The organism is Streptomyces sp. NBC_01571, from assembly GCF_026339875.1.
In the GTDB taxonomy this organism is placed as follows: domain Bacteria; phylum Actinomycetota; class Actinomycetes; order Streptomycetales; family Streptomycetaceae; genus Streptomyces.
The window spans coordinates 8572955-8585129 of record NZ_JAPEPZ010000001.1 but is presented as its reverse complement, the minus strand read 5'-3'; the positions used below and the strand labels follow the sequence as shown (position 1 = coordinate 8585129).

Sequence of the window (12175 nt, the reverse complement as noted above, 5' to 3'; positions counted from 1 at the left end):
ATGAAGAGTACGGCGGTGCCTGCCGGAGTAGGAACAATTAGTGGTGCCATTCCCTGTGAAGATCTGCTGTGAGGTCCCTGATAAGGCTGTAGTCCTTCTCAATGGCGTCGGAGTCGGCATGCGCGAGGACGACTTCCCAGGTCCCTCCTGGAGGGAGCGCCGCATTCTGGGAGATGAACGAGTTCGGATCCGTGTCGATGCACGCTGTTGTAGACAGCTCGACAAGGTCCTGCAGCATCGCCGGCCGTGAGCCGTACCACCGTTGGGTGTCCACGTAGGTTCGGGTCACGTGGATGCGGGGGCCGATGTGACTGCTGCGGTGGGCGAAGAAGGGCCCGTCGAGCGTTGCGTCGATCGGGTCGCAGTCTGTGATCGCCCACACGGCTTCGTCGGCATGTGATCGGTGGGTGACGGTGCTGGCCGACAACAGGACCGGTCCGAGCTCGGGGTCGAAAGCGAGATGGCATGACGTCGGCCCCGATGCCACGCCGAGAGTGTCCAGCACGCGGCAGACGTGCAGCGACAGCCGGCGGGCCAGGAGGCCGTGTCGGTGCAGGAGGTCGGTTCGATCGAGCAGCCCCGTTGAGCTGTGCAGGAGTGTCCAGATGCCGGTAACAGCGTGCTGAGGGCCGTCCGGGCCGAGTTGGGTGACGCTGTCGACGACGTACTGGCGCCCCTGCGCCCGCTCTTCCAGGACGAGGGAGGAATTCCCGCTGTGGCGGTAGGCAGCCTCCTGGATCTGCGGCCACACGGCGGCAATCCCTTGCGGCGTACGGCAGTTGACCGACCGTACAGGCACACCGAGCGCGGCGGGAGCCAGCCGATAGACCGACAGCGTTCGGCTGGCGACCCATGCAAGGGCTTCTGCGAGGCGGGCGGTGCGCACGCCAGGCGGCACCGTGATGCCCGCCTGGGCCAGGGCTCCTGACTGGACACCCCTATCAGTCCGGAGAAGGGTAGAGCCTGGGATACCGCTGCCGGGGAGACGGAGTTGCCAGGCGATCCGTTCGGCCAGCTCAACGCCCGCTGGGCTTGCGGCCATCACTGCCTCTACTCCCGCCGTCTTCAGCTTCTTCACGGTGCGCCGCAGATCGCCGTCGTACTCAATAACGTCGACGTACTCCTCGTCGGCTCCAACGTCCCCGTAGACAGCGGGCCTCGCGCCGCGGCCGAGGGTGACCGCGACGGCATCGCGTCCCCGACGCGCGAGCGCGCCGGGGTAGCCGGAGCCGGCTTGCGGGGCGATGACGGCAACGCTCGCGGTTCCTGTCGCGTAGGGAGCGCGCGCCCCAACTGCGAGGCGGGCGGCTGCCATCGAGCAACCTCCTCGGGAGATCGATATCTGGGCGGCAAGAGCGGTCACTTTGTGCAGCTCGTGGTGTGGGCGGGGCGGGAGACGCGTACGGAGAGGTGGTCGGCGACCATGTCCCGTCGTTTGGCGCAGTCGGCAGCCGTGGGGCCGGTGACGACCCAGTGCGCGATACGGTCGTCAATGCTGGAGCGCGGCGCCGCGGTCACTTGGGTGCCGAGATCCCGTGTCCACACGAGCCGTTCCAGCCACAGCTGATGGCGCAGGGCACCGTGCACGTCGAGCTGTTCGATGTATCCGGTGTGCTCGGGGTACAGGAAGCCGATCGCGGCGGCCTCCGAGCGTGTAGGGGCCAGGTCGGGTGTCCCGCCGGCGGCGAGAACTGCCAGTGCCTGGGGCAGGTTGACGCCGGTGGCCCGCTCGACGAGGAGCGGGATGAGGTCCCCGGCAGGACGGCCGTTGACCTCGATCACCCGGGGACCGTCGGAGGTCAGCCGCAGCTCGATGTGCAGGACGCCTCGGCTGAGCCTGAGGGCCCGCACAGCCGCGGTCACGACGCCGGCGAGGGCGCTGTCGTGCAGCAGCGGGTCCGCGGCGTCGACGCTGTGTCCGATCTCCTGGAACTGCGGTTCGGGGCCGAGGGTTTTGCGGGTGACGGCCACGATCCGGATCTGGTCGGGGGCGAGGACAACGGTCTCCACGCTGATCTCGGGTCCCTGGAGGTACTCCTCTACCAAGGCTCCGGTCACAGACCAGGCCTCCAGTCCCAGCACGCTGTCCACCAGGGCGCGGTGGAAGGCCGCGCGTACGTCGTCGTCGCTGTCGGCCCGCAGGACCCCCGCGCTTCCCGCCCGGCCGCGCGGCTTAACGACGACGGGATAGCCCAGTCGACGGGCCATCTTCACCCCGTGGTCGGCATCCTGTGCAAGGTACGAACTCGCCGAAGGAACTCCGTGCTCAGCCAGGAGTCGCCGGGTGATGGCCTTGTCACGGCAGGCGGCAGCAGCCGTAGGGGAGTTGCCCGGCAGGCCGAGCTGGTGCGTGATCCGTGCCGTGAGCTCGACGAAGTGCTCCATGTAGGTGGTTACGCCGGCTGCGCCGAGCTGGTCCGCGACCTTGATCAGGGATGCTTCCGCTGCTTCGGGGTCCCGGAGGTCGACGGCCGTCTGGGCGGCGAGATAGGGGCGGGCCCACTTGGGCGGGTCCTGGTCGACGAGCACCACAGGCCGGACGCGGGCGATCTGCCGCAGGACATACTCCCGAAATTCGGGTGCTCCGGCACCCAGCAGGAGGATCGGACGGGAATCTGCGGAATGGTGGTGGCTCATGCTGTGTCTCCCGTGTTGTATGGGGGAAAAGTGGCGGTAAGCCGCAGGGCGCCGCGGGCGCACACGCTGCCGCTCCAGGCGAAGCGTGGGGTGAAGGCGTCGAGGAGTTCATGACGAACCGCCATTGGCTCAGGACCGACGCGAGGCAGCATCCGTCCGAGCGGCGGCCGGTGGAGTCGAAGGCTGTGCGAGCGCGAGGCCGTAGAGCGGCCCGGCGGTCCACCATCGCGTCACCTCCAGTCCCCAGAGCGCGAGTTCGCGACGCAGGACCGGCTCACGGAACTTGGCCGACACTTCCGTCCGCAGCTCCTCGTCGGCCGCGAAGTCGACCGTCAGGCTGAGTGCGGGAATCTTCACGGTCTGGTCCGTGCGCGACCGCAACCGCATCTCGATCCACTCGTTCGCCGCGTCCCACCGGACCACGTGCTCGAAAGCGTCGAGATCGAAGTCGGCGCCCAGTTCACGGTTGAGGACACTGAGCACGTTCTTGTTGAAGGCCGCTGTCACGCCGGTGGTGGTGTCGTCATAGGCGGCGATGAGGGAGCGCTCGTCCTTGACCAGGTCGGTGCCGAGCAGGAGGGCATCGCCGGGCGAGAGCAAGGAGCGTATGGAGGACAGCAGGGTGGCGCGTTCGCGGGGCAGGAAGTTGCCGATCGTGCTTCCCAGGAACGCCAGGAGCCGCGGCCCGGGCGTGCCCGGCAGCGCCAGGCCGGTGGTGAAGTCGGCAATGAGGGCATGGACGTTCAGGCCCGGGCGTTCCTCCATGAGGGCGTGTCCGGCCTGCGTGAGGGCGCTCTCGCTGACGTCCACCGGCACGTAGGTGTCCAAGTCCGGCATGGCGTCCAGCAGGTAGCGCGTCTTCGCGGACGAGCCGGAGCCGAGTTCGATCAGGGTGCGTGCGCCGGTCACCGCGGCGATGTCGGCGTTGCGGGCGATCAGCAATTCACGCTCGGCGCGCGCTGGGTAGTAGTCGGGCAGTTCGGTGATCTTCTCGAACAGTTCGCTGCCGTGTGCGTCGTAGAACCACTTGGGCGGCAGCGTTTTCGGGGTGCGCGTGAGACCGCGCTGGACATCGGCGCGCAGGGCGGCGTCGGTGGCGTCCTCGGGCAGGGTGCGGGTGATCAGGAACGGGCTCACAGAAGGGGCTCCTTGTTCGCTTCGGGGTCAGGCAAGGGAGGGAGGGCGTGCGGACATGCCGGGGTGAGTCGACGTCGAGCGGTGGCGAGGATCAGTGCTGCGGCGGCTGCGCCGGCCGGGAGGAGGGCCTGGGTGTGGGTGACGCCTGCGGCGGCCGTGCCGATCGCGCACCCGATATCCAGGAAGGCGACCAGCAGGGCGTGGGCCTCCGTGGTGTGCCTGGGTGGAGCGAAGGTGCTGGTCGTGACGAAGCCCGCGCCGAGCAGGGGGGCCATGGCCAGTCCGGGGATCACTGCCGTGGACAGCGCAGTTGTGGGGCTTCCTGCGACGGTCAGGGGGATCCAGCCGACTGCGAATGCGACGGACAGGACGATCAGATGGCTGGCGGTGCTGCCCCGCCAGGATCGGGCTCCGTAAGCGAGGCCGCCGAGGACGGCGCCGCACGACAGGGCCGCAGGCAGGCCTCCGGAGAGTTCGGGGGCATCGAACTGGTCGGCTGCATCCACGGCCAGGGGGGTGAGAGCCCCGATGGTGACTCCGACGCACGCCATCGCCGCGTACAGCACGCGAAGGCGTGCCGAGCGGATCGGGCCAAGCCAGTCAGGCTGTGCGGACTGCGGCTTGACGCCGTGGTGTGCGCGGGAGACCGGGGTGCTCACGAACAGGACGGTGCCGAGGGCGCCGACGGCCGCGGTGGCTGCGAGTGCCCACGAAGCGGACGTGGTCGCGACGATCGTGGCCACCAGCAGGGGGCCGGCGATGTAGATGAGCTCCTGAGTCCCGGAGTCCAGGGCCAGCGCTACTCGCTGGTGGGCGGGCGACGGCATCATCCCGCGCACGCCCCACAGCGTTCTGAGCGCTGCGTCCAGCGGGGGTCGGGTTGCCCCTGCGGCCGTCACGGCGGCGACCGCCCACCAGATCTCCGCTGGACTGGCGGCCAGAGCGAGGAAGGCGCTGCTGCTCAGGGCGGCACCTACGGGGAGCACGCGCCTTGGCCCGTAGTGGTCGACCAGGCGGGCGCTGAGTGGGCCGCCAATGGCGTTGGCCACCAGGTACACCGCGGCGAGCAGGCTGGCCGACGATCCGTCCTCGGCACCGTGATCGGCGCTGAGGAGGATCGCCAGCGGGGCCATTCCGGTCGGCAGTCTTCCGATGAGCGCCCCGCCCAGCAGCTGCGCCGCGTAGGGGACACGCAGCACGTCGCGGTAGCGGACCGCGGGGAGCAGTCTGCCGCGGGACGCCCGCGCGCTGTCGAGCAGGGTCATGGCCGGAGCGCCGGAACGTATCCGCCGCTATGGGCGACGGGCGCGGTGGCCGCGGAGTGGAAGGCAGGTTCCCATCCGGGGGTGTTCTGCCAAGCGCTGTGGGCCAGGCACCGCAGCGCCCAGCCCATGGCGTCGGCCTCTGCAGTGGCGGGGTCCTGCGGGCTGGCTGCGGCGAGTTCGCGCTTGTGGTGCCATTCGGTGTACAGATCGAGCAGGCCCGCCGCGAGCTTTCGCTCGGCGAGGCAGCCGGTCGCCTCCACGTCGGCGAGCCGCTGGGCAAGGAATCGGGCGAAGCGCGTGTCGCGCTCGCGGGCCCACCCCTCGTCGTGGAGTGTGGCGGTGAACCGAAGATCCGTCTGGGGGTGTCCGTCGGCCCGGCTCGTCCGGTGCGGCGCGCTCACCGCGAGTCCACCATCTGGTACTCGACGCCGAGCACCTTCGGTTCACCGGCGGGTGTGAACTGTGCGAGGGCCTGTCCCTGGAGCTCGTCCAGGATGGCCACGCGCGGGGTCTTGTTGTAGACGGCCTGCTGCGACCCTGGGGTGATCTTGACGTAGCCGGTGTAGATGTATCCGTCCTTGAGCTGCTCCATCCGGTTGTGCGCGGTAGGGAAGACCGCGAGTGTTCCGCCAGCTCGCAGGCGAAGGACGTAGATCTTCGGGTGGGTGGGCTGGGTGGCTTCCCAGTGCAGCGTGGCGTATTTGGCGTTCTTGTAAGTGGTGCGTTCGCGGTAGGTGTTCAGAGCGGTGCGGGTGGCTGCGGTGCTGGCGAGTTGAGCGCCGGTGTTCTTCCCACCGGTCTCGTACAGATCCTCATAGGCGCCAGCTATCTGGTCGGGGGCCAGGGTGCCAACGCGGGCCGAGGGGCTGGCGGCGGACGCCAGGCCGTGGTTGCTGGTGTCGACCGCGGGGATCGGGCTCTTAGGGTCGGTGTAGACAGCGGCGACCATCTTGAAGTGGCGGTCCGCGGTCTTGTCGAAGACGAGGAGCGCCTGGTCCTTCGAGCCGCTGGCAGTGGCCTTGACGGCGAACCAGCTCTGCCCCTGAGAGATGTAGTAGGAGCGGTCGCGGTAGGTGAAGGGCTTCTCGTAGTACGCCTGGTCCTTCTTCGGCCAGGTCGGGAAGAGCCGGTAGTCGGCCATGGACTGCTCGTAGAGCTGGCCGCCTTCCACCGTGCCGAGAAGTTCAGCGTTTTGGATCTTGTTTGCCTGTGCGTTGATCTCTTCGTACCGGTCGAGAATGCTGGCGGCCTCGGTGCGCGTGACCGCTCCGGTGGGCGTGGGGCTCGGGGTCGTCGTGGGGACATCGGCCTTGACGGGGTCCGAGCCGCACGCGGCGAGGGTGGCCGCCATGGTCGCGCCGACGGCGAACACGGTCAGTTGGTTCAGGCGCCGGGATGCGGGTGTGTGTCGCATCATGCGGTGTCCTCCTTCTGCAGCGGTGGGATGTGACGGCATGGCGGCCTGGCTCGGGCTGCTGCGCGGCTGCACAGGGAGCCAGCGATTTCGCCGGGGACCTGGGCCGTGGTGAGAACGCGGGTGATCGGCCAGCGGCCCTTGACCGGCCGCGGGGCGGTGACGTGGGGCGGCGGGACGGCCGACTGTGACGAGCCCCGTCATACGGACGCTCGCGACGGACGGTGTAGGAGCGCGGCCAACGGCAGGCAGAGGGCGGCGCCGAGCAGGCCGGTCATGAGGGTGGTCAGGGCGACGAGGCGGTGGCCGCCCAGGGCGAGAGCCCACCCGCCGAGGGCGGGGGCGCACAAAACCGCGGCCGCCAGCGTCGTGCCCCAGATGCCCGCGTACACGCCCCGGCTCGACGGCGGCGCGATCCTGTTGAGGACGTCGGTGGCAGCGACGAAGGCAACGATCTCGCCCGGTACCGCCAGCACGGCGGCGATGCCGTACCCGACGGTCGAGGAGGCCAGGCCGGCGGAACCCATTCCCGCGCCGAGGATGATCCCGCTCATGCTGAGCAGGCCCACCATCGGGGTGGTGCGCCTGGCCCGGCGCACAAGCCAGGGGTTGAGAAGGGGGGACAGCCCGATCACGGCGGCGGCGCTGGCAGCTTGGGTCCAGCCGTATGCCGTGGGCGGCAGACCGTCCTGGGCCATCATCATCGGGAGAACGGAAAAGAGAGCGGCCACCGGGATAAGGATCAGTAGGCTCGCCAGCCACAGCAGCCACAGCAGCGGGTCGGTGAAGGCTTGCCGGTGCGCTCCGTTGCCGAGGGAGTGCCCTGAGCTGGGCGGCGGGATAATCCGAAGAGCGGCGACGGCGAATGCGGCGCACACCACCGCGTTGCACCAGAACAGCACCGAGATGCCGACCGGCTCCGCGAGGGCTCCGCCGACAAGCCCCGTGGTGGCGGCTCCGAGGTTGACGGCGAAGTGCCGCCACCCGGTGATGCGTGCGCGCCCCGGTTCGTCCGGGACGGTGTCGGCGACGAGGGCGGAGACGATCGGGCGGGGAGCGTCGTAAACAAGACCTGACACAGCAGCCGCGGCACCAAGGGCCAGCGGGGTGCGGGCCTCGGCGAGGAGAGGGAAACTCACAGCCGCCACCGCCATGGCGCTGACGAGGGTGGCCCGGCGGCCGACCCGGTCGGCCAGCCATCCGCACAGCAGTTGCCCGGTGAACCAGCCGGCGCCCCACAACGCCAGGACCGTGCTCACAGCTGCCGTGTCCAGGTGCAGTTCATCCAGGCGATAGGGCAGGTACGGGTAGACGAAACCGGCGGCGCGCACGACGAACGTCGCGACGAGCAGCGCCCAGATGATCGGAGGCCACCGATTCGAGGCTGGGGCCGGGGGTGGCGTAGCCAGCGATTGTGGGGATGAGGCTGTTGCGGGCACCAAAACTCCAGGTAGCCGAAGAGCTGCGGCGCCTCTCGGCACCGGGGGGGGTCGGGAAACCGGAACGGGTCGGCTGATCAGCCCCCTTCGGCGCACCCACAAGCCGTCTGAGAGCGAACTACCGGCGAAGCGCGGCAGGTTGGCACGAGGGACCCCGACTCGCTCCGATGCTCGGCTTCGGCCGCGAGCCCCACCGGCGACTGACCGCCGGGAGCCAGGCCTGACGGTCCGGAAGCCCCACGACCGCCGGACACTGCCGAGCCGAACGTCACCGATCCCGCGGCGCCCCGCTCCGACGACTCTCGCTCTCGACGGCCAGGTGGCGTCGGCAAAGGGATGTCGAGCAGTTGGTGAAAGAGCTGGGGCCGCAACTGCCGGAGCAGCGCGAAAGCCTTCAAGCGAGTGGTGCGCCGGTGTCGAAGGATGTCCACGGATGTCTCCGTATAAAGAGGAAGCGATGCCGCGTGGTGGCTCATGCAGGTCTTGCGTCGTCACCGTGATTCCGCCCGACGAGTGCGCGGGCGCCATGCACCGCGGTCGGGGCCCGGACAGCGGAGGGGCGCCACCGCGGCCTGCGGTGGCGCCCCTCTAGGGAGTCGAGGACCGTACGGGGGGTGGGATCCTCGACTGGTCTGTGCGGCCGACCGGTCAGCGGTACTAGGGCCGCAGGTGTGCGCGCCCCCGCCGACGGTGTTCATTGGGCCGCCCCGGTCTGACCAGGTGGCACCGCCGATCGGCTACGGACGCTTCGGATAGGCCGGGGGCGGCGAGACCTCGTAGGGGTTGACGCAGTAGTAGATGGCGTAACCGCGCACGCGCTTGCCGTCCGACCGGCGCGTCACGGTCCCGCGGGAGTACCAGGTCTTCTCCTTGACCCTGTAGGCGAACTGGTCGACTCGGACCTTGTCACCCTTGTATCCGATGCCGACGACCACGCTGGTCTTGCTCGGGCTCTTGTGGAACTTCACGGCGCTGCACGACACCTTCATGGTCGCCGTGTCGTACGCCTGCGCTGCCGGCGCAGCGGCCAAGCCCCCACCGGCGAGCGCGAGGCCGAGTACCCCTGCCGCGATCCTGCGGCGGTTCAGGACGATCAAGGTGGTCCCCTCACTGCTGCTCGGGCGGCATTCGTGGACGAGGACTTTTCGGAGCGCGCCTCAACGTCACTCGCGCGCCCCGGTGGCGGGCATACGGGCTCCCCGACACCCACATCCATAAACACCTGTAGATGACAGGCCTTGACCATAACCGCCAACCCGCGACAGGTCGACCCTCTTTCATAAACACATGAAGATGATGGAAGGCGAGAGTAGGGCGAATCCGATACCGAGTAGCCGGACCGCTCGGCGACCCGCACCCTTCTGCCACACCCCAGGAAGGCAGCCCAATGGCCCGATTTGTGCTAGATTCACATAAACACCTGTAGAGAAAACGGCAAGGTCGACCTGCGGCTTCTCACCGCGTGAGAGGCTCACAGGCAGCAGCGTTGCCACCAGTGGACTAGACCAATTTACGGACGCGGAGCTGCACTGCGAGAGCGCTTGACGCGACCTGCCCGCGAAGTGATATTCACGTGCGTGGATCGCGACAGGGTTCGCGCATCTCCCGCATAATGATCAAGCCCCACAGGAGAGGAGGAGGGACTGACGATGCCCGGAACCGTCGGTGACGGCACCAACAAGCCGCCACGTACGCTCGCGGAGAAGCTGTCACGACTCCGCGAGGAACGTGCACCCGAAGGCGGCAAGGTGCCGTCCTGGGAGGCGCTGGCGAAGGAGATCACCGAGAAGACCGGGGTTGCGATCTCAAACGCGTACCTCTGGGAGCTGGGGACAGGCAAGCCAGGAACGAACGTGACCCTGAATCACCTGAAGGCCTTCTCCAAGTTCTTCGGTCGACGCGTCTCCTACTTCGCCGAGGACGAGGTGGCCTTCGAGGACGACGCGCAGGCACAGCTGGCCCTCCTGGAGCAGTTGCGCCGGCTGGGCGTCCGGCACATCCGGCTGGAAAATGTGGAAGGGGACGCCAGCCCTGAGACGGTCACGGACCTTCTCGGTCGGCTGCAGACCCTCGACATTCTGCGTGATGCAGACGTCCGGGAGATCGCTCTGCAGGTGACCCGCCTGACGGCCGAGCAGCGTGTGGCCCTGGGCAACATCGCCCGTAACCCTTCAGTGCTCGACGCGCTCCCCCGCACGGCTGGCCTACTCGAAGCGGCTGCCGGACTCACGGACGAGCAAATCGCCTCGGTCACACGTGCCCTCGGCCAGGTGGACGTACTCGAAGCACTCCAGGACGAGGGAGTGTCACAGATCGCGAGCCAGTGCCTCGAATTGCTTCCATCGAGCAGGGAAGCCGTCCTGTCCATGATCGGGCAGCTTGGACGGCTGGAAGCCGGTAAGGCATAGGAGTTGGGCCGTTCCCGAAGGAACGGCCCCGCACTCCGTCTTCGAACTAGGTGGCGCCGCCATCACCGCGGTATGGGCCCAACTGGAGGTATTCCGCGATCAGTTCACGCGGAAGCAGGGGCATCAGCCGGCTTGCTGCGTCGAGTGTCTTCTCATCAGCTTCTTCCGCGGAGTCGGCATCCGGCTCCGGCCAGCGGCGAACCCCCTCCGCAGCTACGGAGATCGGGTGGAACAGGATGGTCCCGTCCTCGGCTGCGAGCCACACCCCGCTCGGAGCGTCGCGGCGAACGAGACCATCTCCCTGTTTCCCGTCATGACGGACCTCATTATTCCCGGAAAGGTCCGCGAATTCGTGGGTGCCGTCCAGGGATTCCGTGTCTTGCGGATCCCTGTCCAGCACGCCGTTTCGATTTTCCCGCCGGCTCCCGCCCGGCACCGTCATCGCTATCGCCCCCGCGGTTTATTTTCACCTTCTGTGTATTGCGTGCCTTCGGCTCATCCCCCGTTAAGGACACGCGTTTCTTCTCCCTGCCTGTGCGGGGCGACACCCTGCTCGTTCCGGAGGACCAACTGCCCGTCCCAGCACACGATCCCAGGCACGGCAGCGCCGAGCGATCCGGCGCGCGGCGCCCCGGTCGATGCGGACGCTCGCCCTCCCCGCGTCTTGATTCCTACCCTTGCGAATATGACTACGTCAACGATGAAACACAGAGAGTCGCGTGGGGCGGCTCGCTTCTCACGTGGTGAGAAACGAGCCCGTTGAACACATCTCATGTGGTGAGAATGCGGTTTCATTTCTCACCCCGTGAGAAACGGAGGGCGTTTGCCAGCACTCCGCAGAACCGTCAACTCCATGACATAGCCTGGGCGTAGGAGGCATACCCAGATCCACAACCGCAGGGAGAAGTGTGCGCGCCATTAGGATGGAACAGTTCGGCGGTCCCGAAGTGCTGCAGGTGGTTGAGGTCCCCGATCTTGAGCCGCGCGGCGCCCATCACCTCTTGCAGGTGAGTCGCGCAGGCGTGAACTACGCGGACATGCACGTACGGGGAAACAGCTATCTCGCTCCCGTGACATTGCCCTACATTCCCGGCAACGAAGTCGTCGGCACGACAGCGGACGGCAAGCGCTTTGTTGGCCTCACCCAGGGCGGCGGATACGCCGAGCAGGCCCACGTCCACCGCCGCACCTCGTGGGAGGTGCCTGATGACGTGACCGACGAGCAGGCAGTCGCACTGTGCCTCCAGGGCAATTCGGCCTACCACCTGCTCCACACCGTCGCTGCTGTCCGGGAGGGCCAGACCGTGGTGATCCCGGCCGCCGCGGGCGGCTTGGGGTCCATAGCCGTCCAACTGGCCAAGAGCATCGGCGCGAAGGTGATCGCCCTGGCGAGCACGAAGGAGAAGCGTCAGCTCGCAGAAGACCTCGGTGCCGACGCAGTCGTCGATTCCACCAGTGAGAACCTCACTGAGGAAATCAAGGAAGCAGCCGGCGGCCCGGTCCAGGTCGCGCTTGAGATGACCGGCGGACCGACCTTCCACTCGATCATCGCCGCCCTCGCCCCCAACGGGCGGCTGGCTGTGTACGGATACGCGTCGGGCCAGACCACCGAGGTGTCGACCAAGGTACTGATGGAGCAGTCGATCACCGTCTCCGGTTTCTGGCTGCCGACCCTGTTCCGCGACCTGAAGGCCCTGCCCGCCAGTATGAACGCACTCTTCGACGCCGTGCGCGCCGGCTCGCTTCGCCCGGTCCTCGGACAGGTCTATCCGATGAGCAAGGCAGCCGCTGCCCACGCCGCTCTGGCCGCTCGGGCGCACACCGGGAAGCTCTGCCTTGATACCGCCGGGTAGTTGAAAGCTCAGATTACCCTCA

At 68.0% G+C, this 12175-nt stretch carries 11 protein-coding genes; 2 read left to right on the top strand and 9 right to left on the bottom strand.

The genetic code is table 11. The annotated features are described in order from the left end of the window. Positions 1-37: 37 nt before the first annotated feature. The 8 genes from OHB41_RS38595 to OHB41_RS38560 all read right to left on the bottom strand — a co-directional run bounded on the left by OHB41_RS38595 (position 38) and on the right by OHB41_RS38560 (position 8989). Positions 38-1315: a hypothetical protein gene (locus tag OHB41_RS38595; protein ID WP_266704046.1), complete on the bottom strand. Its 1278-nt coding sequence runs from the start codon at positions 1313-1315 to the stop codon at positions 38-40. 44 nt (positions 1316-1359) lie between these two features. Continuing rightward, positions 1360-2637: an ATP-grasp domain-containing protein gene (locus tag OHB41_RS38590; RefSeq protein ID WP_266704044.1), complete on the bottom strand. Its 1278-nt coding sequence runs from the start codon at positions 2635-2637 to the stop codon at positions 1360-1362. Positions 2638-2766: 129 nt separating this feature from the next. Continuing rightward, positions 2767-3774, bottom strand: a complete 1008-nt coding sequence (egtD, locus tag OHB41_RS38585) for an L-histidine N(alpha)-methyltransferase (RefSeq protein WP_266704042.1) — start codon at positions 3772-3774, stop codon at positions 2767-2769. Next, a complete protein-coding gene (locus OHB41_RS38580; RefSeq protein ID WP_266704040.1) occupies positions 3771-5039 on the bottom strand; it encodes an MFS transporter in 1269 nt (422 codons plus the stop codon). The genes egtD and OHB41_RS38580 overlap by 4 nt, the downstream gene beginning before the upstream one ends. Next, positions 5036-5440 carry a hypothetical protein gene (locus OHB41_RS38575; protein WP_266704038.1) on the bottom strand — a complete coding sequence of 135 codons (405 nt, stop codon included), beginning with the start codon at positions 5438-5440 and terminating at the stop codon, positions 5036-5038. The genes OHB41_RS38580 and OHB41_RS38575 overlap by 4 nt, the downstream gene beginning before the upstream one ends. Continuing rightward, positions 5437-6456, bottom strand: coding sequence for a DUF8094 domain-containing protein (locus tag OHB41_RS38570; protein WP_266704036.1), 1020 nt, complete (start codon positions 6454-6456; stop codon positions 5437-5439). Before OHB41_RS38570 ends, OHB41_RS38575 begins: the two co-directional genes overlap by 4 nt. A gap of 197 nt (positions 6457-6653) precedes the next feature. Beyond that, positions 6654-7784, bottom strand: a complete 1131-nt coding sequence (locus OHB41_RS38565) for an MFS transporter (RefSeq protein ID WP_266704034.1) — start codon at positions 7782-7784, stop codon at positions 6654-6656. 845 nt (positions 7785-8629) lie between these two features. Continuing rightward, entirely contained in the window at positions 8630-8989 is a 360-nt protein-coding gene (locus tag OHB41_RS38560) for a hypothetical protein (RefSeq protein WP_266704032.1), read from the bottom strand. Between the two features lie 552 nt (positions 8990-9541). Between OHB41_RS38560 and OHB41_RS38555 the strand changes: the two genes are divergently transcribed. Then, positions 9542-10300 carry a hypothetical protein gene (locus OHB41_RS38555; protein ID WP_266704030.1) on the top strand — a complete coding sequence of 253 codons (759 nt, stop codon included), beginning with the start codon at positions 9542-9544 and terminating at the stop codon, positions 10298-10300. Between the two features lie 46 nt (positions 10301-10346). On the opposite strand, the gene OHB41_RS38550 is transcribed toward OHB41_RS38555, so the two are convergent. Beyond that, a complete protein-coding gene (locus tag OHB41_RS38550; protein ID WP_266704028.1) occupies positions 10347-10742 on the bottom strand; it encodes a hypothetical protein in 396 nt (131 codons plus the stop codon). A gap of 481 nt (positions 10743-11223) precedes the next feature. Here OHB41_RS38550 and OHB41_RS38545 point away from each other — a divergent pair, with 481 nt between their 5' ends. Next, positions 11224-12153, top strand: coding sequence for a quinone oxidoreductase family protein (locus tag OHB41_RS38545; RefSeq protein ID WP_266704026.1), 930 nt, complete (start codon positions 11224-11226; stop codon positions 12151-12153). The last annotated feature ends 22 nt before the right edge of the window (positions 12154-12175 follow it).